The sequence below is a fragment of the Salinisphaera sp. G21_0 genome, from assembly GCF_017744115.1.
Taxonomy (GTDB): Bacteria; Pseudomonadota; Gammaproteobacteria; order Pseudomonadales; family Endozoicomonadaceae; genus Endozoicomonas.
The window spans coordinates 112629-136439 of record NZ_JAGHQW010000002.1 but is presented as its reverse complement, the minus strand read 5'-3'; the positions used below and the strand labels follow the sequence as shown (position 1 = coordinate 136439).

Annotated in this window: 23 protein-coding genes; 7 read left to right on the top strand and 16 right to left on the bottom strand. The window is 45.8% G+C overall.

The annotated features are described in order from the left end of the window. Positions 1-12: 12 nt before the first annotated feature. Both J7439_RS01640 and J7439_RS01635 read right to left on the bottom strand, forming a co-directional pair. The gene (locus J7439_RS01640; protein ID WP_209199946.1) at positions 13-339 is read right to left on the bottom strand and encodes a hypothetical protein; all 327 of its coding nucleotides are present in this window, start codon (positions 337-339) and stop codon (positions 13-15) included. After that, complete coding sequence (locus tag J7439_RS01635; protein WP_209199945.1) at positions 336-758, bottom strand: hypothetical protein; 423 nt, start codon at positions 756-758, stop codon at positions 336-338. Before J7439_RS01635 ends, J7439_RS01640 begins: the two co-directional genes overlap by 4 nt. 130 nt (positions 759-888) lie before the next feature. Here J7439_RS01635 and J7439_RS01630 point away from each other — a divergent pair, with 130 nt between their 5' ends. Together J7439_RS01630 and J7439_RS01625 are read left to right on the top strand one after the other, a co-directional pair. Further along, positions 889-1584, top strand: a complete 696-nt coding sequence (locus J7439_RS01630) for an SDR family oxidoreductase (RefSeq protein WP_209199944.1) — start codon at positions 889-891, stop codon at positions 1582-1584. A gap of 23 nt (positions 1585-1607) precedes the next feature. Beyond that, positions 1608-2267, top strand: coding sequence for a hypothetical protein (locus tag J7439_RS01625; RefSeq protein ID WP_209199943.1), 660 nt, complete (start codon positions 1608-1610; stop codon positions 2265-2267). On the opposite strand, the gene J7439_RS01620 is transcribed toward J7439_RS01625, so the two are convergent. The 3 genes from J7439_RS01620 to J7439_RS01610 all read right to left on the bottom strand — a co-directional run bounded on the left by J7439_RS01620 (position 2262) and on the right by J7439_RS01610 (position 5129). Next, on the bottom strand, positions 2262-2585 hold the full coding sequence (locus J7439_RS01620; RefSeq protein ID WP_209199942.1) for an Hpt domain-containing protein: 324 nt from the start codon (positions 2583-2585) through the stop codon (positions 2262-2264). The genes J7439_RS01625 and J7439_RS01620 overlap by 6 nt on opposite strands. Positions 2586-2750: 165 nt before the next feature. Beyond that, a complete protein-coding gene (locus J7439_RS01615; protein ID WP_209199941.1) occupies positions 2751-4670 on the bottom strand; it encodes a DUF1631 family protein in 1920 nt (639 codons plus the stop codon). 174 nt (positions 4671-4844) lie between these two features. Next, positions 4845-5129 carry a hypothetical protein gene (locus J7439_RS01610; protein ID WP_163369419.1) on the bottom strand — a complete coding sequence of 95 codons (285 nt, stop codon included), beginning with the start codon at positions 5127-5129 and terminating at the stop codon, positions 4845-4847. A gap of 261 nt (positions 5130-5390) precedes the next feature. Here J7439_RS01610 and J7439_RS01605 point away from each other — a divergent pair, with 261 nt between their 5' ends. Both J7439_RS01605 and mnmL read left to right on the top strand, forming a co-directional pair. Beyond that, the gene (locus J7439_RS01605; protein ID WP_163369420.1) at positions 5391-5696 is read left to right on the top strand and encodes a hypothetical protein; all 306 of its coding nucleotides are present in this window, start codon (positions 5391-5393) and stop codon (positions 5694-5696) included. A 111-nt stretch (positions 5697-5807) separates the two neighbouring features. Then, positions 5808-6695, top strand: coding sequence for a tRNA modification radical SAM protein MnmL/YtqA (gene mnmL, locus J7439_RS01600; RefSeq protein WP_209199940.1), 888 nt, complete (start codon positions 5808-5810; stop codon positions 6693-6695). Between the two features lie 468 nt (positions 6696-7163). On the opposite strand, the gene J7439_RS01595 is transcribed toward mnmL, so the two are convergent. Then, complete coding sequence (locus tag J7439_RS01595) at positions 7164-8867, bottom strand: serpin family protein (protein WP_209199939.1); 1704 nt, start codon at positions 8865-8867, stop codon at positions 7164-7166. A gap of 849 nt (positions 8868-9716) precedes the next feature. On the opposite strand from J7439_RS01595, the gene J7439_RS01590 reads away from it, so the two are divergent. After that, positions 9717-10232 (top strand): GNAT family N-acetyltransferase, encoded by a 516-nt coding sequence (locus tag J7439_RS01590; protein ID WP_163369423.1) that lies wholly within the window; start codon positions 9717-9719, stop codon positions 10230-10232. A gap of 393 nt (positions 10233-10625) precedes the next feature. On the opposite strand, the gene sctV is transcribed toward J7439_RS01590, so the two are convergent. Genes sctV through J7439_RS01575 form a run of 3 tightly spaced genes read right to left on the bottom strand, consistent with a single transcriptional unit; the run spans position 10626 to position 13611 of the window. Next, entirely contained in the window at positions 10626-12707 is a 2082-nt protein-coding gene (gene sctV / locus J7439_RS01585; RefSeq protein WP_209199938.1) for a type III secretion system export apparatus subunit SctV, read from the bottom strand. A gap of 43 nt (positions 12708-12750) precedes the next feature. Further along, the gene (locus J7439_RS01580) at positions 12751-13044 is read right to left on the bottom strand and encodes a tetratricopeptide repeat protein (protein WP_209199937.1); all 294 of its coding nucleotides are present in this window, start codon (positions 13042-13044) and stop codon (positions 12751-12753) included. Between the two features lie 12 nt (positions 13045-13056). Then, the gene (locus J7439_RS01575; protein ID WP_209199936.1) at positions 13057-13611 is read right to left on the bottom strand and encodes a hypothetical protein; all 555 of its coding nucleotides are present in this window, start codon (positions 13609-13611) and stop codon (positions 13057-13059) included. 79 nt (positions 13612-13690) lie between these two features. Here J7439_RS01575 and sctC point away from each other — a divergent pair, with 79 nt between their 5' ends. Together sctC and yvcK are read left to right on the top strand one after the other, a co-directional pair. After that, a complete protein-coding gene (gene sctC / locus J7439_RS01570; protein WP_209199935.1) occupies positions 13691-15892 on the top strand; it encodes a type III secretion system outer membrane ring subunit SctC in 2202 nt (733 codons plus the stop codon). Positions 15893-15984: 92 nt separating this feature from the next. Beyond that, entirely contained in the window at positions 15985-16899 is a 915-nt protein-coding gene (gene yvcK, locus J7439_RS01565) for a uridine diphosphate-N-acetylglucosamine-binding protein YvcK (RefSeq protein WP_209199934.1), read from the top strand. 8 nt (positions 16900-16907) lie between these two features. On the opposite strand, the gene J7439_RS01560 is transcribed toward yvcK, so the two are convergent. From J7439_RS01560 to J7439_RS01530, 7 genes are all read right to left on the bottom strand, one after another. Next, positions 16908-17549: a sugar transferase gene (locus J7439_RS01560; protein ID WP_209199933.1), complete on the bottom strand. Its 642-nt coding sequence runs from the start codon at positions 17547-17549 to the stop codon at positions 16908-16910. Positions 17550-17580: 31 nt separating this feature from the next. Beyond that, positions 17581-18777, bottom strand: coding sequence for a glycosyltransferase family 2 protein (locus tag J7439_RS01555; protein WP_209199932.1), 1197 nt, complete (start codon positions 18775-18777; stop codon positions 17581-17583). Further along, complete coding sequence (locus J7439_RS01550; protein ID WP_209199931.1) at positions 18774-19868, bottom strand: glycosyltransferase; 1095 nt, start codon at positions 19866-19868, stop codon at positions 18774-18776. Before J7439_RS01550 ends, J7439_RS01555 begins: the two co-directional genes overlap by 4 nt. Further along, positions 19865-21358, bottom strand: a complete 1494-nt coding sequence (locus tag J7439_RS01545; RefSeq protein WP_209199930.1) for a GumC family protein — start codon at positions 21356-21358, stop codon at positions 19865-19867. The genes J7439_RS01550 and J7439_RS01545 overlap by 4 nt, the downstream gene beginning before the upstream one ends. A 1-nt stretch (position 21359) precedes the next feature. Continuing rightward, positions 21360-21773: a hypothetical protein gene (locus J7439_RS01540; RefSeq protein WP_209199929.1), complete on the bottom strand. Its 414-nt coding sequence runs from the start codon at positions 21771-21773 to the stop codon at positions 21360-21362. Between the two features lie 328 nt (positions 21774-22101). Beyond that, positions 22102-23232: a glycosyltransferase gene (locus J7439_RS01535; protein WP_209199928.1), complete on the bottom strand. Its 1131-nt coding sequence runs from the start codon at positions 23230-23232 to the stop codon at positions 22102-22104. Next, on the bottom strand, positions 23225-23758 hold the full coding sequence (locus J7439_RS01530) for an acyltransferase (protein WP_353622976.1): 534 nt from the start codon (positions 23756-23758) through the stop codon (positions 23225-23227). Before J7439_RS01530 ends, J7439_RS01535 begins: the two co-directional genes overlap by 8 nt. Positions 23759-23811: the final 53 nt, after the last annotated feature.

Below are 23811 nucleotides of genomic sequence, written 5' to 3'. Positions count from 1 at the left end.
TGTATAAGAAAACTAGCCCGGTGAAGTTTTTTCAGAGCGTTGGCTTTTTTCCTGAAGATAATTTTGCTCGATTCGCCGTTGATTGCGTGCCTGAGCTATTTTCTCCGCTAATACCGGGTCTTTTGTCAGTAATTCTTCCTGTTCAAACATCACTTGATTGATCTGCTCGTGAATTTTCTGGGTAATGCTATTGACCATTTGATCACGATTCACCGCTGTTAGTGAGTGTGTCTCGATAAAACTATCCACCGCCATTCTGATCATGGAACCCAGCGGGCTGTCATGTTCATCGGACTTTTGCATAATAAGATCGAGACTGCCCAGGTTTTCGAGTGTCATGGTGTGAGTAGTCCTGTAGTCAGAATATTACTGGCTTCCTTTGCATAGAGGTTCCCAAAGCAATCGGTTATTGTCTGCTGAATCTCGTTGGGCAGAGCACTGACTGTTTTTATTGCGACCAGAACTTCATGCAGTTGACCCGTTGTTTTACAAGCAAGAATTGCGGGCAGAACACCACCCCATTGGCCCTGTTCTGTCAGTGCTTTGATCATTTCCAGATGATCCGGTGATAAAGACTCAACCTGACGTTGGCCAACGGCCAGATTGCTGGTTGCATTAGCGGTTCTGTCCGATTGGGGAGTCGCCTTGGCTTCGCTGACTTGGCGTCCTCTATGACTGGCTTTGTCATTAGCAGGGGAGGGGCTCTCTTGTGCAGGTATATAAGACGTCTGGTTGTCGCCAGTTATTTTTGGAGGCATCTTTTCCATCCCCGGTTTGCCATCATAGAATGTTTTGTAAGTTTTTTGTCTTGTTTACGAGTAAGATAATTTATCGGCGGCTTCAGCTTTATTTCTACCGGAAGCTGCCAGTTTATCCGGGAGAGTCTGCATGCAGAAAATAGTGGTGGTGACCGGCGTTAGCCGAGGGCTGGGTCTGGAACTGTGCCGTCAATATCTTGCACTGGGTGCCAAGGTTTATGGTTGTTGCCGCTCTCCGGAACAGTCGCAGAAACTGCTGGAGCTTAAACGCAGTGCTGGTTACCAGTTTGAGCTGGTTCCCCTGGACATTACCCAGCCCGGAATGATCCATAACCTGCAGTATGTGATTGAAGAGCCCATTGATATCCTGATCAATAATGCCGGCATTTATGGCCCTTTCGGCCTGTCTTATGATGAGGTGACCGTTGACCCATGGATGGAGGTTTTGCGGGTTAATTCGGTGGCCCCGATGATGGTTACGCAGGCGCTGGTGGAAAAAGTAGCCCAGAGCCATGAGAAAAAAATTATCATGATGTCCAGTAAAATGGGCAGTATGGGGGACAATCAGAAAGGCGGGAGTTATATCTATCGCTCTGCCAAAGCCGCATTGAATGCGGTGGCTAAAAGTCTGGCCATTGACCTTGCCGGAAAGGGTATCAGTGTCGGTGTCTTGCATCCGGGCTGGGTTCAGACGGATATGGGGGGCGTTAATGCTCCGATTGATACGGAAACATCAATCAGGGGCGTTCGCAAGGTTATTGATCAACTTTCTTTGAAAAACAGTGGCCAGTTCATCAATTATGATGGATCAGTGATTCCCTGGTAAGTTGGTTAACCGGTGAAATTTGCATGCAATCTATTGTTCAATCGTTACACTTTTTTGCTCGTTATGGCTTGAGCCTGACGGTTTTGTTTCTATTGTCTGCTATTCCCTCTGAGATCGCAGGCTTTTACCTCCAACAGTCTTTTGCTGGCAATAGCGAGATAAGTGGCGGGTTTGCAGATCTGTTTGCTTCAGTGTTGATAGAACCGCTGGCCACGGGGGCAGCGATTTTCTTTATTGAGAGTCGTGATCAGGGCGAAAAGCTAAGCCTTTATGACAGTTTAATAAAGTCGGCGGGTATCTATTTTCCGTTGGCGACCAGTTACCTGGTCGTGTTTGTATTAGTCATGCTTGGGTTTAGCCTCTACCTGCTACCGGGGTTTTATCTGCTGTACAAATTGATGTTTGTGGAGTTTCGGGTTGCCCTTAAGGGTGAGCCTCCAGTGGAGGCTATTCAGGCAAGCTTTAATCAGACGAAGCAGCAGTGGTCCCTGTTATTATTGCCTTTTACTGTACTGCTGCTCACTCTGCTGTTCTCACAATCCCTTATTAGCTATCTATTGATGAGCCCTGAGAATGTACTGTGGTTACAGGTTATTGGTGGTGTTCTTGAAGCGCCCTTTATGGCGTTTGCCGTTGTGGTAGGCTTTCGACTGTTCAGCTTGACCAGTCAGCGGCCTTTATAGTTTGGGATATAGGGCTTCGATACTGTTAAACGTATCCTGCAGTTCAAGAAAAAGAGGGTCATAACGTTCCGGTTCCACTTGTTGCCCTGACTGCTCAAGGTCTCCGGCAAGTATTGCCAGTTGCTCCGCCCCGACGATTGCAGCACCACCTTTAATCCGGTGGGCAAAGTTGACAATAAGGGGCGTTTGCTGATTGTTGACCGCTGCTTTCAAATTCAGGATGTCTTCCCGGGTGCTCTGAAAAAATGTTGATAACAACTCTTCCAGCAGGACCTCATCACCGTCGGTGATTTGATGTAAATTTTCCAGATTGATCATAAAAACTTCCTGTACAAATTAAAGATAAATTAGTTTTTCGCCACTAAACGCCAGTGCTTTAGTCAGCAGCCTGCTTCATAACGGATGTCTTTACCGGTGTTGCGATAAACAGGCATGAAAAGTTCTCACCTTTTTCACTGCTTGCTTTAGTAATCCGTGGCAGCGTTACAAATGCCTTTTGAATCGCTCAAGAACAGCCTGGATAGCCCGATCGAACACGGGGTTCTCTTCCATAATACAGACGGAACCGTCTTTAATTTCCTTTTTGAGTTCGCTTCCAGAGCGCTCCGCAACACGCATCCCCGAGCTGTTGACAAAAATATATCGATGACGGTCTTTACTGAGCCGGGCAAGTTTGCAGCGGAGGCGGTGTGAGTCACCTTCGCCAATAAACTCAACCCACTGGCCCGGGAGAAGTCCATCAATAATGACCGGGGTAAATGAGGGGGGAGGCTCCTGAGTATCAGCCACTTCGATCTGTTCATCCGGAAGCAGCTCAAGCTCTTGAGGGGGGGCGGTTGCCTCTGGGGCGGGTTCAGACTGGAGCGAATCTTTCAGACTGAGCCCGGACTGTTCGCAGGAAAGAATTATCTCCTCTGAGTCTTCTTCCGTGAGACTTTCTGTCTTAAAATCAACGATATGGCTATCGCCGAAGTCTCTTGCCTGAACCTCTTCCGGTTGTTCGTTGAGTGCAGCAGGATGATTTTCCGAACTCTCAGGCTCTGGTTTAAGAATGATATCCAGATGGATTTGAAAATCATCAAGACAATCCTGAAATACATCCGGGTTTTCACTGTGTCCTGAGATAATGGTACGCACAGTATGCTCGATCAGTGGCAAAACATGCTTGCTCAGTTGAGGATCCCGGCAATAAAGCATTCCTGCTGACGTCAAGTCATTTAGTAAGAGACGGGCCGGGTGCTTTTTGTCGGTTAAAAAAGCATCATTCAGAATCGCCTGTTTTAAGATTGGGATTTGCAATAATGCTATGGTTTTTTTTACGTCATCAGGCAGGTTGTGATCATCCAGAATGTACTCAAACAACCAGCCGACCATGTTGATGAGGTCTTCATGATGGCGTGAGAGTTTTGAATTAACGCCTTGTATTTCCAGGGCATCTACGACTGAGTTGTGCAGGTTTCTTATTGACACGTGCTGCTCAAGAACATCCAGTTGCAGTGAGCTGAGGACATTGGCCAGATCAATAGTCTTGACCCTGTTAGCCTTGGCCACAGGTATGAGTTCATCTTCCGCAAGCATGTCTTCCAGCCGGGATACCAGCTTCTCAGCAAAGCTATCCAGAAACTGAGGGTTTCCCATATCTGAATAATAACTCTGCTGAGGCGCTGGTTGTGTTTGATCTGTGGAGCGGGGTGTGGATAGTGGATCATGGGTTGGGTCGGAGGCTGGTTTTGCTTTCAATCGCTCAACCGGAGATGAATGTTTGGGTCCCAGCCCTTTATGGATCATTAACTGGTCGACTTTAAGCCAGAGCTCATCAGCCGCATTATTAAGATGACTGGCAAACCAGCGGAATAATTGTTGTTCAATATCACGATCCGGGTGGAGACTCTCCAGAGCCATGGCAAAACTTTCGCAGATACGCTCCGGGGTGGCAGGATAAGTACCGTCATGCCGTGGATAGGTGCTCTCAAGACTGCTTTTGATTCGGCAAATACGTTCAGAGTTGTTACTGCTCTCAAAATTATTGGTTGCAGAAAGCCAGAGGAGTTGATGGTCAAGTTCAGAATTGTCCAGTAATTCAAGAGTTAAGACACCTTCTTGTTGTGGTGCAGGCTGTTCGCTGTCTGCGCTGGTCAAATGATCGAGGAAGCTTTTTTTAATGAAAGATTCAGATTTCTTCAAACGGTTTTTGATATCAATCCAGCGCATCATATCCTGATCATTTTTGATGGCCTCAAGATTGGTATTTAATTTAGTGAATAGAACAGGAAACAGCGTGTCGGACTCGGGGTAAATAATTTCTTGAACCAGTTGATTTAACTCAGAAAAAAAAACACTTTGCGGTGGCTTATTATCACCACCTGGACTGAGCGGAAAAATGTTGGAAGGCTGAATTGACATGCTGGCCACATCCCTGTACTGCACAACGCCATCTGCCGGGTGTGGATTACCCGCAGAGACCACCCATATCGCTTCACTAACTATAATTATATTGAGAGCTTTTAATTATATTAAGTAGCTATTAATGGAGCGTTTTAACTACCTTTGGCCCAAAAAAGACAAAGGGGCAGAGTGTTATCCCTGTCTGAGTTCTTTGGCTATTTCCCTGGCTTTATCAAGGGCTTTGTTGAAGCCGTTTTTAAACAGATTTTCACGAATCTGTCGCTGAAGTTCTTCCGGCGTAATCTCACCATCTTCCACAGCTGTTTCAGCAAGCTTATTGTCCTCCTTGTTTTTTACCAGGTTTGAAAACTCCTGTGATTGCATCGGATCAATACGATCTACCGGTTTGACATTACCTACCTGGCCCGAGTTATCAGAGGGTAGGTTTTCGATATCCTTATTGGTAATAAGTGACATGGTCTGGCTCTCCGTTGCCCAGTGCAAGCTGGCTGCTGATAATTGATGAGAATATCGCCATATCTGGCGGCATTGTCCGCTAATGCTTTAGTCCTTATAAAGTTCAGTTTAGATTATGAATAGAGATTATAAAAAGACGAAAGGCCCGGTTTTTTTGTTTGATAATGCCTCCTGACTTAATGAGCTGACAGCTGGTCTGAAGATCGTAAAGCCACCTGTATCACCGCCGACAACTGAAACTAGTACAGCCGGGAGAATACTATGAGCGGTGAGCATTTTACGTTAACGATCAGTCAAAGCACGTCTGACGCCGGCGATTTTGCCATACATATGAAAGAACCTGATAAACCTGAGCAGTTGTTAGTTCATTTAAGATTTATGCCATTAGCTATGTTCGATGAGGCTTATCTGGATGATCTTGTCGGTGTGATGGCAAGGAAACTGGCAAAAAGAATAATTGAATGGCGTGTAGCTCCCGATGACCCTGATGCAATGGATGCCTGTCAAAATGAGGCTCGTGCCGTCGTTCAGGAAGCTTTGGAAAAAATGAAAAAAAATTCAGGCTAAGCATTGGCCATTAAGTCATGCGTTAAACTCCCTATAGGCTAAACAGGGGGCTGTCGGTATTTTGTAGCGTTTTTGATAACGAAATAACTCGCTATGGACATGACCCGCTTCGTGAATACTTTTGGCCGTTACCTTCGGCAGAAGTACGGAGAAAAAGTACACAAAGTTTCGGTGAATGCTTCGTTTACCTGCCCAAACCGTGATGGTACTAAAGGTATTGGTGGTTGTACGTTTTGTAATAACGCGTCCTTCAGCCCTGGCAGCACTAAAGCGGGAGAAATTTCTGAGCAGATCCGACAGGCTCAGGAAAAGGTGAGTGACCGAACGGGTGCCAGAAAGTTTATCGCTTATTTTCAGTCCTACAGTAACACCTACGGTGCTCCGGAAGATCTCAGGCGCTATTATGATGAGGCTCTGGCTCAGCCCGGTGTGATAGGACTTGCCGTGGGAACCCGGCCTGACTGTGTACCGGATCCGGTTTTACAACTGTTGTCAGATTATCAGGCGCAGGGGTATGAGGTCTGGCTGGAACTGGGCCTTCAATCCAGCTTTGATCCTACGCTTGAAGCCATTAACCGTGGCCATAACTTTAGCGATTATGAAGATGCAGTGATCCGGGCCAAACGCTATGGTCTGAAGTTGTGTACTCATCTGATAGTTGGCCTTCCGGGGGAAGAACCTGAAGACAGTCTGGTAAGTTTTGACCGGGTTATTGCTTTAGGTGTTGATGCCATCAAGATTCACCCACTTCACATCGTTAAAGGCACTCAACTGGCCCGACAATGGCGTAAAGAGCAGGTCCGGGAATTATCCATGGAATCCTATACGGATGTGCTGACAAAGATGATCCTTCGGGCTCCAGAGGGGTTACTGTTCCATCGACTGACCGGTTCCGGGGAAAGGCAATACCTGCTTTCACCAGAATGGGCAATGTATAAGTGGGACGTACTTGCCATGCTGTATAAAAAGTTAGAAGCGCCGTGTCAGATAGGCAATTAAGTCGGTGAATCAGTGCCGTTAGTTGGTAAACGGCGGCAAAATAATCAACTACGCCACAGATAAGTGATTAGCAGGATTGTTCTGGTTGTGATAGCTGATTAAAACATTTGTCCATGTTACTCTGTCAGCCTATACTTGGCTTATTTCATGAGTTGGCTCCCGCTAAGGAGGAGTCTGCCCGTTCATTCGTTCTCTGGCTCCCTGAATACACTGTGATACCGAGTTGACTGCATCGCTTGCCAGTTCTTTGCCTCGAGTAAGTGGTTTCATAGCCAGCTCCTGACCACGCACCCCATCTACCTGCTTTGCTTTCTTCCAGGCCCAGACCATAAGCACAGCGAGATTGACGCCATGAGAGAAGAGTATGGTTTTAGTCAGGGTGAAAAAAACCTTACGCCAAGCAGCTGAAAAAGCAGATGACCATTCGCATCGATGAGGATGTGATTGATCATTTTAATGCTCTTAATGCTATGGGAGTTTATGATTAGACAATTTCTTTAAGAGTAGGGTAGTGAGCGGCTCATTTACCACTGTGCAGATTCCAAAATTATTTGCTCCAAAAGCATTAAAATCTACAGCACTGACAGAACCAGCGGAATTACTTGCTTTGGTGAACTCAATTATTTTCTCGTTGAGTATTTGAGCTTGAGTAAAATCTTGGATCTTAATGAACAGCTTTTGATTGTTTTCGTCGTAAAAGGCTCCAGAAATGTTCAATTTTTTATCGCTGTTCAGTATTATTTGTATTAATGAATATATTAAAAGGTTCTGATAGTGATGTTTCGCATTGTCTTGAAGTAACGTTTCAGGATTTTTTAAAGATTTAGCTCCATTGTCATTTTTTGCAGGTCTGAAAAGTGAATCATTATCCACAGTGCTCCCCTGATGAGTTTGCACAGATCTGGCACTCAGGGTGGGAGGCTGAACTTCTTTACTTTCTGCAGGGACAAGATAGCTTGCATCCTTGATTATCGATTCAAGCAACAGATGTTTACCATTATCGTCCTTAACAATAATCGCAATATAGCCGGGGCAGTCAAAATTGAATGGTTCCGGTGACTTGGAATTAAACCCCCGGTATTTCCTGTTAACGGCTGTGGTTGAAACAACCTCGGCACCCTCTTCATCAATGATGGCATGAATTTTCTGACGCATGTCCAGATGATCGTGCCTGGTTTTACCTAGTTTCGATAACATGTCAGCCGTTATTTTAATATCACTGAGCTTGCCAATTTCGTTAAGTAATGATGTGTCAGTACTATCTATTTTCATTTTAGGCAGTTTTAAGGTGATTTTTTGCTCTTTCGCTTCCAGTGATTGGTCAATCAGTTGATGAAGTGTTTCAGTATCAAGATAACTAATGCCATCTGATGAACTTTTAATAGGTGATATTGCAACAAAATATAGCTTTTCAGTGTCGTGTTTAAATGGTTTTGCGATCGCCGCATAGTCCTTTGTAAAGGCGCATTTTAAATTCATGGGTTCAGATTCCATCATTTCGACTTCGGCTATCTTGCCATCTGCACACTGAAAGCCGGAGTGTGCAGTTTTAAATTTATTAAAAGCATCAGCCCAAATCACGTTTAAACAAACAATATTACCCATAGAGAGGTTGACATCATCCCGTTCCTCAGGGGTGAACAAGCTGGATATGCGACCGTTGGTTATAGACTTGATGAATGTATTAGTCACATCGGCTACTTTGTCATGTGCCGTGGTTTCCAGTTTTATTGTGTTGTAGCATTTGTACAAAAGGTCAATCAGGTTACTATCCTGACAGTGATCCTCTGAAGCAAAATAGTTTACAATAAAACTCTGTGAGTTCTTTTCGACAGTGTAATTCAGGCAGAATTGACCCAGTTGTTTGTGGATTTCTTTTTCCAGTGCGGTTGTTAATCGAAGGGATTGGTTTGTCATGCCCAGAATTTTTTCCTTCACGCCAGCATCATCAATGGCGGCTAACAACATGCCTAGTGCTGAAGCCAGGCTTGCGGTGGATAACGCAGTGCTGCGTTTGCCAGCAGGATTTATTAGTGCAAAGGATAATTGCCGAATGCGGTTCTGAACAATAGTTTTAGCACAATCAACGAGATGGTCAGGTTGAGTCTCGTTGATGTTAACTTCCGGGACTCGATAAGGATTAACGGGGGAAGCACCGGCTGAATTGATCATTTTAATATTTCCTTGTTTAAAATTTATTGCTTTGGACAGCTTTCCAGGGTTTAAGTTTCCGAAAACTGACCGCAGTTAATCATTTGCTTACATGTAAGTCACTAACAGGTTTGTTGATGATGCTAACCTTGAATTTGCTGGCAATAATTGTTGACGTTCTGTTGATTAGGACAAGTTGGTACTATTGTTCAGGTAATATGTCTTGCACCTACGTGTGATAAAAAGCAAACAGTAAATCTATGAATGAGACTGAATCTCTTTTGGCAGAAAGATATTCATACGATTGTTTTAATTTCTTGATAATTAGCAGGTTAAGCATTTAAAAAACACAGTTACAATTGTATGCCTGATACAATTTAATAAGCAATGAATTTACTCTTTAATAGATAGGTTGCTTGAAAAAGCAGTATATTCTCTATTTCTTGCTGAGTGATATCCTCTAAAAATTCAGGATTACAGGGCTATTAATTCCCCTGTTTCCATCACTGTTTTAGATTAGTTTGTGCTGGGTTAGTAAGAGCTCTTGAGTTTTAAAGATGGTTTGGATTTTTCTTGTTATGAAATCATATGAATGTCTTTAATAAGAAATAAGAATAATAAAATCCTCCGGGTTTTGAAGGAAAAGTTATATTTGATATTATAATTCAACTGCAAATATGTTTGGGGCTTTCATCTTGATGTCCCCTTTACAAAATCAAGCCTGCTAAATGGATTAGATAAACTTAAACTTCAGCTTGGTTGGATAATCCTCGGCACATTAAGTCCTGTCAATGGGTTATAAGTATATCAATAAAGCCCATGGTACTTTTGCCGATGTTTTACCTGATAGCTGACTATCAGGATAATGATATGCATATAGACTTGGGTAATGGTTACTGCCTCAGAAGGTTCCTTTATGGTGATGCGATCTCTCTGGCCAAACATGGTAATAACGCTAAGATAGCCAGAAACCTTCGGGATACTTTTCCACACCCTTATACCATAGAGCATGCGAGAGCCTGGGTTCAGCATGTCAAGGAACATGAGACCAGAACCCGCTTTGCTATTGACTGTGGAGGTGAGGCTATTGGTGAGATCGGGTTTGTCGTTCAGCTGGATGTTCATCGTTTTGGCGCAGAGATTGGCTTTTGGGTGTCAGAGGATCACTGGGGTAAAGGTATTATGACCGAAGCACTCTCTTATGTGTGCCAGTATGCATTTGATGAGATGGGGCTGGTCCGTATTTTTGCTGATGTGCAGGCCGGGAATGATGGTTCTCGCCGTGTGTTGGAGAAGTGTGGCTTTGAGCTTGAAGGTGTGATGAAAAAGCATGTCTATAAAGAAGAGCAGTTTATTGACCAGCTGGTTTTTGCATTAGTTCGTTAATTGTTCTCTTCCCTACTTCTCATATTTTCGTACAACATAACTTCTATCCCTTTATGGGGTAGAAGTTTTTTTGTACGAAAGTAAGAGAGAAAATAATAAGAGCTGGTTTGATTAGTCTTGGAGATTTTTTGCAGAAAGCATACCTGCCAATTCTTACTGAACACTCCACTCATCATCCGTCCATAACGCCTGTTTTCTACCTCGAAGCAATGATTTAATCAATGCAATTCAAAGTAAATATCGGCTAATTAACTTTTGCGGTGGTGATAAGCAGCTGATTCATTTTTATGGGGATATTGATTAAAGGTGCGATTGCCAGACCATCCCTCATTTACTGGCTGATACGAAGTGCCAGCAGATTGAGAATTACATCCGGTACGGGTATGACCTTGCTTACAGGGAGATACGGCCCAGTGGTTGGACGGTGATCTCTTCCGTTAACTCCTGGTGTGAAAGCACTGCCAGGTCATACACTTCCAGCTCCAGAAGTTTTCGCACATAGCGGCGTATATCCATTGAAGTGATCAGGACGGGCTTATGTTCAAGATGACCTATTTTGCCAACAGAATGCTTAACGTTTTCCACAAACTGGGCAGAGGTCGATGGGTCAAGTGCCAGGTAGCTGCCTGCTGAAGTCTGGCGGATACCGGAGCGGATGGTATCTTCGACATCCTGGTCAAGCAGGTATACTGGCAGCATATTTTTGCCGTTAGAGTACTTGTAGCTGATGTAGCGCTTTAATGAAGAGCGAACATACTCGGTTAACTGAACAACCTCTTTCTCCTTGTGTCCCCAGACAACCAGGGATTGCAGAATGGAGCGGAGATTCCTGATGGAAATATCTTCGGATACCAGGCGCTGGAATATCTCGGTGATCTTGTTAACGGGTAACAGCCTCTGGACTTCCTTAATCAGTTCACCAAAACTGCTTTCCATTTTTTCCAGCAGGTAGCGTGTCTCCTGAATGCCCACAAAATCTTCAGCATATTTTTTCAGGACATGCGCCAGGTGGTACGTCAGGATTTTTGAGGAGTCCATAAAGTTGACATTGTTGCGCTCAAGTTTGTCCTGCTGACCTTCAATGACCCAGAGAGAGTCGAGGCTGGGCAGAAACGGATCGCCAACTTCATAAGGTATCTTCAGCATGTCCAGGTGCTCATTACTCTCTCTCACGAACAGAGAGCCTGGTTTGAAATAGCCCGATGCGACGGGAACTTCCTGCAGCAGTATGCTGTAGGTATTCTCATCCATGGCGTCATTAAACCGCAGATGTATACCGGGAAAAGGAACCCCGAGATCCATGTACAGTGATTTCCGGACTTTAAGCAGCTCCTCATTCAGGGAGGATGTGTTCAGGCTTTTCTGTACAGAGGTAGGGACATCAATAATCAAGGGCAGAGTCTGGGTGAACTCTTCCTGCTGGTCCAATCTGGATTTGGCCTCACTGGGTGATTCTGTCGCTGCGGCCATGGCAGGAATGCCGCCATCTTCCTCAGCTGTCCGGGCTTTTTCCACTTTCCTCATCAGAAAGTAGCCTCCGCCACCAATGGCTGCAGCAAGAGTCATGAAAGTCAGTGTCGGGAAGCCGGGGATCAGGGCAAAGCCGAGTAACAGTGCTCCACCAACCATAAGGGCCTTTGGTTTATCGGTAAGCTGAGTGCCTATCTCATTACCAAGGTCCTTGGCATCTTCGTTGGATACACGGGTGACTATAATACCGGCGGTAATGGATATCAGCAGGGCTGGTATCTGGGAGATAAGTCCATCCCCTACGGTTAAGATGGCATAGAGCTGTAGGGCTTCACCGCCACTCATACCATTACCGGTACCGATAGCGACACCAGCGGTAATGTTGACAAAGATGATGATCAAACCGGCAATGGCATCACCTTTTACGAACTTCATGGCTCCATCCATCGAACCAAACAGCTGGCTTTCTTTGGTCACCAGCTCACGACGACGCTGAGCTTCTTCCATTTCGATGGCCCCGGCCCGAAGGTCAGCATCGATACTCATCTGCTTGCCAGGCATACCATCCAGAGAGAAACGGGCGCTGACTTCTGCTACACGTTCCGAACCCTTGGTGATGACCAGGAATTGGACAATGGTGATGATAAGGAAGATAACGACACCAACGACCAGGTTACCCCCTACCACAAAGTTACCGAAGGTATATACAATCTCACCGGCATCTGCCTGAAGAAGGATCAGACGTGTAGTGGTAATGGACAGAGCCAGACGGAATAGGGTCGTTATCAGCAGCACCCCCGGAAAAGATGAAAACTCCAGGGGAGACTTCAGGTAGATGGAGGTCATCAGAAGTATGGTGGAAATCCCCATGTTCAATGCAATAAGGAAGTCCACCAGGGGGGTTGGCATGGGCAGAATAATAAGCCCGATGATGGATACCAGCAGGCCTGCCAGTACCAGATCATTTCTGCCGCCAATATTCAGCCCGGGTAACAGTTGTGCCATGAGAGGTGCGCCGCTGCTATGGGGCTGGCTATGGTCTTGAAGATCAGCGGCTTAGTGCTGCTTTTCTCTTCTTGAGCAGGGCTCGCCCCTTGATCCATTTAATAGCCCGAATATCACTACCGGGCTTTGCGTATTTTAGAAAATTATCGGCTGCGCGAATGGATTCTTCAGGTCGTTCTGCCTTTAAGTAGGCGTAGCTGAGCATGCGGTAAATATCGGGGTTTTTCTTGTCTATTGACATCAGTGCTTCTAACAGAGCAATGGATTTTCTGGGCTGCTGGTATTCAAGATAGTAGGACGCCTGTGACAGCATCCAGGTTTTTAATGACTTATCCATTTCACTCATCCTTTAGCTGGCAATCAATACATTACGGCACATCATTAAATATTCACTGTCAGCTTTGGCTTTTTCGATTACTGACAAACCTTCTTTTATTCTTTTGGCTTTACTGCTGTTTTCAGGCAGTTGCTTTAAAAAGCCGGAAAAAGAGTCCATGGCATCCTGTGTGAAGCGGTAATGCTCCTCCGGGCTTGAAGAGATATTCTGACCGGAAGCCTTAGTAGCAAACTCAAATTCACGTTGCTCATAATTCTGGTCCATTTCCAGAGTCTTCCAAGTGTAATCAACAACATTTTTACCGGAGGTTCTGAAATTTGATTTTGATTTAGGATAGTCTGAGTGCACTAAAGCACTGTCGATCCGTGAAATACCTGAAATACCGTTACCGAAAGAAACTGGTGCTGCCATGGTAAAGTCCGCCTGATAATTTAATCCTTTCGTTCTATCGGCGGGTATACAAAGTGATAAATGGATTTTTCTCATTTTAATTATTTTTTTGACGAAATACTGGTGAATCCAGTTTGTTTTCCGATAAACTGGTGTGTAACGAACGATTATTGACACTCCCGACTTTACAAGGCATCTATTCATTAAGGGCTGTTGAATAAGCTGGAGCAGACATGAGCATGGAGGCACGCGTCTGATGGGCTTTATAAGAAATACCCTGATAATCCTGTCCCTTTTACTGGCGATTACCTTTCAGGCGCTGGCGAACTGGTCATCTGAAGAGCCGCAAACCAGAAAACATTTAGTGCGTCCCAATGAGACTCTGGAAGTGATTGCCGGCAGTTACGGGTTTGAGGTAAATGAGCTTGCCCGCTATAACAAACTGAATACTACTCAGTCCTTACGGGTAGGACAGATTATCTATTTCCCATCCGACATCGTGTCGGAACAGCCTGACCGTCCTTCAGCCGAGCCGGGGAGAGCCCTGGACGCCAGAGTTTTTCCCGGTTCAGCCGGGGATTCTGTTTCCTGGGGGAGGCCACTGGATGCCAGGGCGTTTCCCAAGCCAGATGGCTCACCTGTTGATGCCGAAAGAGCACGACTAATGCCATATATCAATGATGGACAACTGTCCGGGAAAGAGGCTGGTATCTCCCAGTATGGTAGTCAAACTCATTATGCGGCCACATCTGACTTTGATTATAACTTTGCCCAGAAAGACGACCGTCAACAGGTAAATCAAGCTTCCACCAACCTCTACATGATGGGACACAATACGCCATCCGGAAATGGTATGGTTCTTTCTGCAGAGGATGCCATTCAGGATGCGATTGATGATTTTGAAGGTACCATTGGAGATGACGAATCACCTGCCCTGGCAGCGTTTGGTGTACGTCCGTATGCGTATTTTGGCAATGGCGACAGCTTGAAGGAAGTATTACAGAATTTTGCGGGTAGTTATTATATGCCATCCATCATAGCGGATACGGTGGTTGGGGAGGTTAATGGCAAGATTGGTCCTATGACCCCTGTTGATTTCCTGGATCATCTGGCCAATATCTATGGCTTTATCTGGTATTTTGATGGGCATACCTTGTTTGTTTATGATGGCAGCTCCTCCAGCCAGCAGATTATCAGCTTAAACTATTTGCCAATAAAGCAGTTGAAGAAAACCCTGAAAAAGATTGGTATTTGGGACGGTCGCTTTTTCTGGAAGGAACAGCCGAAAGAGGGGCTTGTCTTTATTTCCGGGCCTCCCCGTTATATCGAGCTGGTGTCTCAGACAGCACTGCTGCTGGATGCGAAAGAGGGGGAGCGTCAGAAGAGTAAACTGACGGTTCGCACTTTTCCGCTCAAATATGCCTGGGCAACCGATAAGTCATTCAGTTTCAGAGGTCAGCAACTGACAGTTCCCGGAGTTGCTACGATTCTGACCAGAATTATTAAAGGAGGCGGTGTAGCCCAGGTGACCAAACAGGGATTGCCTAACCCATCCGTGGCTCCGGCAGAGAGTGTCAGCAGATCCGGTGAACCCAGCATGAAAGATGGTTCTGAATCCTCCGCAGGAGACCCGCTGAATGCCGGTGTGGAAGCCGATGAGGTCTATATCAATGCTGATCCGCGACTGAATGCGATCATTGTGCATGATCTTGAATCCAAGATGCCAATGTATGAAGAACTGGTGGCTTCTCTTGATAAACCGACATCGCAGATAGAGATCAGTGTTTCAATTATTGATATCAATACACAGGACCTGAGAGCGCTTGGCGTTGACTGGAATAATTCCGCCAGCTCAAATGATACCGAGATATCTTTTACTCCCTACCCAAATGCCCCGACGCCAAACTATACAACCATTGTCTCCAGTGCACTTGGCTCCTTTAATGCAAATTTACAGCTACTGGCTGATGAAGGGAGGGTCAAGATTGTATCAAGGCCGTCTATTCTGACACTCGATAACATAGAAGCCATTCTCGATAACAGCAGTACTTTCTATGTGTCAGTTGCCAGTAATGAAGACTCTGAACTATTTCCGGTGACATCAGGGACAGTTGTTCAGGTTACCCCAAGAATTGTTCGTGAAGAGCAGGGGCGACGTATCCATATGACCGTCAATATTCAGGATGGTTCAGGAAGCCAGGGCACAGAAGATATCGGGAGTAAACTACCGGAAGTGACTAACAGCTCAATTAATACTCAGGCTATCATCAGTGAACAGGAGAGCCTGTTAATCGGTGGCTTCTATAAAGAACAGGATGAAGCAAAGCTTACCAAAGTTCCGTTGCTGGGCGATATTCCGGTTCTTGGCCATTTGTTCCGTGCAGAGTCAAAGTCAAAGATTAAGCAGGTACGTTTATTCCTGATAACACCACGCATCATAGGTTCAACACAAACCTGATACCGGTTAAGGGAGATCATTTTCGTGATGGCTGAGCAGTTAGCAGACAATGATCTTCTATACCGTATTTTTTTCGCATAAAAGAACTTGCCATGTATTCTGTAAAAACGCTTTATCAGTGTCGCCGGATTGTTGCCATCGGTGGTGGGCATGGCCTTGGTCGGGTCATGGCAAGCTTGGGATTTCTCGGTGGGCACCTGTCAGGCGTTGTTGCAACTACGGATGATGGCGGGTCAACGGGGCGACTCAGGGATGGCAGTGGCTGTATTGCCTGGGGAGATCTCAGGAACTGCCTTAACCAGCTGTGTTCGGATACCCCAAACCTTGCTCGGATTCTGTTTGAGTATCGCTTTAAAAATAGCGGTGATATCAGTGGGCACAATTTGGGTAACCTGATTTTACTGGCAATGGATCAAATGTGTGTTCGCCCATTGGATGCCATAAACCTGATTCGCCAGATGTTACAGGTCGGTGCAGAGTTGATACCCATGTCAGAAGAGCCTGCCCGCCTTGGTGCTATTGTGGATGGTCAGGAAGTGGTCGGTGAAACGACCATTGATGCTTTGGAGAAGTGCCCGGAGAAGTTGATGATTTTGCCTGCGATTCAGCCGACTGATGAAGCAGTCGCCAGAATAAAAGAGTCAGATATGATTATTTTAGGACCGGGCAGTTTCATGACCAGCATTTTACCGGCGATCTTGATGCCAGAGGTTGCCGAAAGTATTGGTAACAGCAAGGCCCTGAAAGTCTTTGTGGGTAACATTAATCAGGAAGTGTCGGCTGTCGGAAAAATGTCCATCAGGGATAAACTGTCATGGATGAGTGAAATGACGGGCGTATATCCAGACGTGCTATTGTGGCCTGCGGAGAATGAACCACCGGGAAACCTTCGATGTGATATACACACCATGCCATTGGCTGATACCCACCAGCCAGGCGTGCATAGCCGGGAGGCCTTAAGGCAAGGCCTGGATGAGATTGCCGGTGTTTTGTTTCAGCAGAGCTGATTGCCCCTCTACTGCCCTCTGCCGGTTACCATGACAAAAATGGTTTTGAACATGACGTAAATATCCATTTTCAGCCATTCCCATGGGCTGCTCAGAGCCAGGGCGTAGGCATGGTCATAGGCAACTTTATTTCTCACATCATTCAATGTTTCATCATAACCCATGTTGACCTGGGCAAGGCCGGTAATACCGGGAACAACATCAAACGTTCGTTCGCTGTAAAATGGAATGTTCGTTTCCAGTTTATTGTACATCCCTGGTCGCTCAGGTCTTGGACCAACAATGGCCATATCACCAATCAGTACATTCCAGAGTTGTGGCAGTTCATCAAGACGGGTTTTTCTCAGGAAGTTACCCACTTTGGTAATTCTCGGGTCATTTTTCTGAGCCCAGACAGGGCCTGTTCCTGACTCGGCATCATTCCGCATGGTTCTGAATTTTTTCATCATAAATAAGCGGATATAGTTTTCCTTTTGATAGCCAATACGCATCTGCTGATAAATAATGGGTCCGGGGCTATCAAGACGAATGGCCAGCGCGATAAAGGGAAACAGTGGCAGGGTGATTGCCAGCCCGGCCAAGGCGATAAGAATATCCATTAACCGTTTGCACATTGAGGCGAGAGGATGGACGTAGGTTGACTCTTTCATGGGTACACTCCTTAAGTACGTGTTTAAATCCTTATGTTTCAGTAGTTACTCTTTTCCATTGGCCTTTGGTTTGGCCTGAAAGATAGCTAATCAATCCGATAGCCATAGCCAGGTGCCCGGATACCAGATAAAAAAGTACTCTCAATTTCTTATGATCTGGTTGTGAACGACGGAAGATATAAAAGACAGTGATGCTGTAAATGCCCATCTGAATGGCCAGAATAATCTGAAAAACAGGGTAGGACAGAGACAGTAATGCTGAAGATGCCAGTACCATAAACAGGAACAGCGGCATGAATGGGCGCAGAAATTTACCAGAAAAAAAGTTGAAGGCGATTTTTCCAAACTTTGGATGTAACAAGCCAGCGTGACGAATGGCCTGTTGAATATTGCCGGCAGCAATTCGCTTTCTTCGTTGGAAATCCATCTCATTGCATGCCTGCTCGAGTTCTATGGCGATGATTCTCGGGTCATAAAGACATTGATAGCCCTTCATGGTTATTTGTACCGGAAGGGTGAAATCATCATTGATCGTGTCTGCGGGGATCAGGTCAAACAGCTCACGGCGAAAGGCATAAAATGCACCATGCACACCCAGGGTTGCACCCAGAGAGCTTTCTCTTGTTTTAATGCTTCGCTGATACTGCCAGTAAGCCTGCTCGCCAACGCTGAGTGATTGTAAAAAGTGGTAGCTACCACAAATTACCCCGGTGTTTTCATTGCTTAAGTGAGCCGCAACGATTAAAAGACTATCGTTTGATAACAGTGATGACACATCGGAGAGGGCAACTACGCTGCAACGGGAGAGGCTGATGGCTTCATTCAAAACAGCGACTTTTCCACCGTTTTCAGGCTTCTCTACTACCGATAAGTTCAGATGGTTGCATTCAGGCTCGGCCAGTGTCTCCCTTGCAAGCTGGGCTGTACCATCTGTACAGCCATCGCAAACCAGAATCACTTTCAGTTTATAGTCCGGGTAATCAAGGGCAGCGAGGTTTCTGAGTTTTTCCTGAATAGTGCCAGCTTCATTATAGGCGGGCATGATCAGACTGATGCTTGGCAGCATATGATCAAGAGGCGTAATGTGGTGGTGTCGTTGATAAAAGTTGGGGCGTGTGTTTTCCAGTCCCTGTGTCATTAATTTCAGAGCGATGGGATAACCAATATGGTGATATACAATCACCATGCCTGCCGTGAAGAAGATAATTAAGGCCAGCCACTCAATCACATTGGCCTCCCGCAATACAGGTTATCGTATTGACTGATCATTCTCTCCAGGTTGCAATGGTTAACCACAAAATTGCGTGCAGACTCCTGTTTGTCTTTATTGATGCCGGAACATAGCTGTGTTTTAAGAGCGTTTTCCAATGCCTGTGCACTTTCAGCCTTGATCAGAATACCGCTCTCGGGATCAACCGCTTCACGACAGCCTCCCACATCGGTCAAGACTACAACTCTCTGGCAAGCCTGGGCTTCCAGCGGCGAGAGTGGGAGGCCTTCTTTTTTTGAGGCAAGACAGAAAATATCTATAGCGTGGTAGAAGCCGGGCATATCATCAATGACCCCCAGAAAGTGTACCCGTTGCTCAAGGTTAAGCCGCCTGGTTAGATCTTTGAGTTCATGTTCAAGTTCGCCTCCACCGGCAAGCGCAAGGTGTGCACTGTCGGGTAGTCTGGAAAAAGCATGGATCAAAAGGTCATGGTTTTTAACCTCGGTAAAACGTGCCGCACAACCAATAATGGCCGCATCCCGGGGGAGATTCAGTTTATTTCTGGCTGCGGTTTGGTTTGCTGGTTGGAATTTATCCGTATCAATTCCATTAAGAACCACGGATGGTGTAAAGAGTGGAATATGCTGTCGAATGCTGGCGGCAACCAGTTCTGCATCTGCGGCAACGGCGGGTTTTAGCAGGTGGAAGCAGGCAGCTACCAGCCAGCGTCGTTTTTGCTGGTTAAGATGCCAGGCGTCGTGCTCAGTATGTACATGGCCACATCTGGCCAGTTTGGCGGCGATGCCACCATAGATAAGGGGGCCTACGTGGTGGGTATGAACCACATCAACATTAAGTTGTCGTAAAAGTCGTGCGAGCCTGGTAACCGACGAGAGACTCAATCCGGGAGGTTTGGTCAGAAAATGAACTCTTTCCATGCCCTGAAGTCTTGGCCAATGCTCAATCGCTTCAGAGGGTGTTCCCTCGAGACTGATAATATGAACATGCTCCGGATTTCTGGCTTTTCGCTGTATGTCTAAAGCCATTGTCTCGATACCGCCAGGGGCAAGGTGCTGGACTATCTGTGCTACAACGGGAGATGCTGTCATGATGATACCTCCCCCTCATCGAACCAGTCTTTTTCCGGATCGTAAACCAGGATTGGGGCTTTGGGCATGGACGGTATCCTGGCCAGAACGGGGACACCCGCAATTCGTTCAATACTATCCTGAAGTCGTAAGGTGCTATCAGATATTTCTGAAATTGCTGCCAGACCTGTACCGATACCCAGACCGGCAAAGACGCCTGCCACAATAAATAATGAAGCAGGAAGGGCATTAGGGCTGCTGGGTGTGAAAGGTTCGTCGATGATTTTAACCTGTTCTGACTCTTGATAAGAACTCAGGTCTTCCGCCACTTTTGCCATGACATAACGATTCAGAAAATCATCATAAAGTTTTTGTTTAATACCAAAATCCCGTTGTAGTTCAACGAGAGTCCGCTCTACTTCAGCAAACTGCTGCACTTTATTCTGGAGCTCGTCGGTTTGATCTTTAATATTTTTTACTTCATTCTCCAGGCTGTTCACTTTGGCTTTAGCCTCCTGAACCGCCTGCAGCTGAGAGGCCAGTATGGTGGTCTGTCCTCCCTGAGGTCTATCCACTGAAACAGAGGGCGTTGATGACGCCAGGTTCCAGAGACGTTGAACATCTTCCGTTTTTAACTGACTGCTTTCAGCAATCATACGCTGGCGTTCAGCTTGCAACCTATCGAGCTCTCGTACCAGCGTCTGAACCTTGCTGTGCCTGTCTGTATAACGGGAGCGAAGCATACTCAGTTTAGTGCGGGTGTTAATAATTCGCTCTTCAAGTTTACCGATAACGGGGTTGGTTTGAGCCAGGTTACCATTGAACTCTTCCATTGCGGCTTTGGCACCCACCAGTTCTGTCTCTTTTTCCATTAACAGCTGGCGGAGCTCTGCCAATCTGGTTACGTTCGCTTTATGGAGTTCCGGAAGCTCCAATGCGAACCTTGCCTTGTAATCAGATAGTTCCAGCTCAGCTTCAGAAAGCTCCTTGTGTCGACTATCTACCTGCTCCTTGAGAAACTGGGTTGAGGCAACCTGCCATGATTTTTGTGGTGCCTGAACCAGAGTAAGGAAGTGTTGAGTAACTTTGGTCAGCAGCTCTTTAATATCGGTTTTGTTCTGACTTCTATAATAGATTTTGACCAGTTCACCGCCGAAGACGATAGATAGTGAACTTGATAGCTCATCAATGGCCTCATCTATTTGCTCCTCAGAGGATTTATAGTCGATAAACCCAATGGCTTTAGCTACGCCCTTTAATACTTTGCGGCTCTTAAGGAGTATTTGCAGCGCTAATTGCCGTTCTTCCAGGTTTGTGGATATGGTGAAGTCTTCCAGAATCGGGTTTAGCTCAGTGGTATTCTGGAGCAGTATGGTGGTGTGTGCTTCATAATATTTTGGGGCCATAAAACTGGCAATCAAACCAACCACCGGCATGATGAGAACAGGCACACAAATAGTGTAGCGACGGCGCCAGGCTGCGCTGAGAAGTCGAAAGAGGTTTCTCAGCATTTCACTGGACACCATTACCTCCGGAAATATCATTGCCCACCGCATGAATGGTGGCTGAATCAAGGTCCAGTTCAGGTTGGTAAACCAGCTCTATTTTTTCACCATATTGCACCAGTATATTTTTCAGACTCTGTAGCCTTGCCCAGGAGTCATTCAGTTTTTTGAAGGGCTGACCGGCAGAAGAGGGGGCTACAGAAATAGTGATGTTGAGATGCTGGCTTTCGGGTAAGGAATTAAAAAAAAGATCAATAACTTGTTTATGTTGATTATTAACCTCTAATTCCTTTTGAGTGAAATTGATAGACAATTGACGAGTATACCTGTTTTTGGAAATAGGTAATGTTTTTTTTGTTTCATTCATTTGCTCGATGACATCCGCAATCTGCTGTGTTGATCTTGCTTGCTCCTTATCCATCAGGGACTGAAAATTCAGTTGTGATTTGCAGCCGTAAAGGAGTGACATACTGAACAACAGCAGTATCGTAATGTTGCGGGATCCATATCGCTTAATCACCGTGACTTCCCTGTTATCAGCCTCATATTACTATTCAGCCAACTGGCTCAGTGGAAAATCGTCATTGATTGACAGTTTTTTGTCCTTACCTGAACAGTTGATTTTCCTGATTGGTAATAGTGTTAGCTTCTGTGACACTTTCTAATAATAAATACAAGTATTTATGCTTCTTTATTGTTAATTGTAGCTGCTGTTTTAGGAGGAAATTAATTAAATGAGCCGTGTGTGTTTAACGTGATAAGTGGTTAATCAGCGCTTCCAACTGCGTGGCTCTGTGCTGCCATGATTCGGTTGAGACCCTGTTCTGCCGACAGTCTTTCTCTTCCCTCAGTTCATTGGCCCTCAAAATAACTCTGGAAAATGGCTCTTTAGGTGACTGAATTGCCAGAAGATTCTCATATTCTCTAGCTGCGGGAAAAGAAGTGGCTGCAATTGGAGTACCCGATGCAAGATATTCTCTCAACTTCAGGGGATTACAGGCCGCTATCTGTTTGTTGTTACGAAAGGGCAGCATGGCTACATTCCAATGCTGAATATAGGAGGGCAGTTTATGATGGGGCCTGGCTCCCAGAAAGTGTACATTTGGCAGAGCCTGAAGTGATGAGACATCCGTTTTAATATCGCCAATAAAAACAAATTGCCAGCTGGGCAGGGCAATAGCGGATTGAACCAGTATATCAGTATCCAGCCAGGCAGAAATGCTGCCGTAGAAACCGGCAATGGGGCCATTTTCCGGAAGATCATGGGGTCTGTCTGCCGGTGATGAAAATAGCGGGTAATCAACACCATGGGGCAGAATGATGGTGTTGGGATGAGTAAACTTCCTTGCCAGTGCTTTGCTGACGACAAGAATCAGGTCAACCTTTTCAGTCAGTTCCTGTTCTAATGGCTTGACCATTGTATGATCCACACCATCAAGGCCTTCAAAATCATCACCACAGTAGTAGATAGAAGCCTGTTCATTCAAGCTACCCACCATATCGACGGCAGTGGGCAGTGAAAGCCAGAGAATAACCTTATCAAATCCTTCCAGCTCTATTGCTCTGCTAATGTCATTCAGTAAAAGTCGTTTGTTCAGTTGACGAACCCGTTTGAACCGGTGAAAAGGGAGAACTTTGGGATTGATGATAATGGGGGTTATTGGCTCTGAGGACGTTTGCGCAGGTTTATCGGTACGCTTAAGCATGGCCAGCATTTTTTGCAGGACTCTTTTTATATCCCTTATCGAAAACCGCGGCGACCTCATGCCAATGGAGTTTACCCAGATGACCCGATGTCTTTTCATTAAATGACTGATCAGGTGTTGGGTACTGGAGGGTAAGCCTCCCCAGTCTTCTCCAAATACAATGAGATCAGCCATTGCCACTCTCCGAAGGCAAATCCAGTGATTTGATGATCCTGGCGGGAATTCCCCCGGCAAGAACTCCGGAAGGCAAATCTTTGGTGACAATACTGCCAGCAGCAACAATCGTTCCCGCTCCGATGGTTACGCCACCCATAACAGTAACTCCAGCGGCCAGCCATGCATCATCTTCGATGATAATGCTGCCAATCTGATCATCCGTATCCGGTTCTCCCCGGGCTCTGGCTACCGGATCAACAGGATGACCGGGGTAACCAACCAGCCTGACTTTAACGGCTAACCGAACGTTATCACCAATCTCAATACGGTCGCCGACAAAAATTTCATTTTGCCAGCTAATGTCTACATTATTACCAACTTTCAATTCGGGACTCTTCAGAGAAGAGGCTCTCCCGCTGATGGTAGTATGGCCAGACAGTCGACATTGGTCACCCAAAGTAATCTTTAATGGCCCCAGTAGAAGAGGCATGCCATCGTAAAGATAGAGCTTTCCCGGGATATTGGCGAGCTGGGATTTCAACACCGGAGTCCAGTAGAAAATACGAGTCAAATTACTGAAAGTACCTGTAATTACTT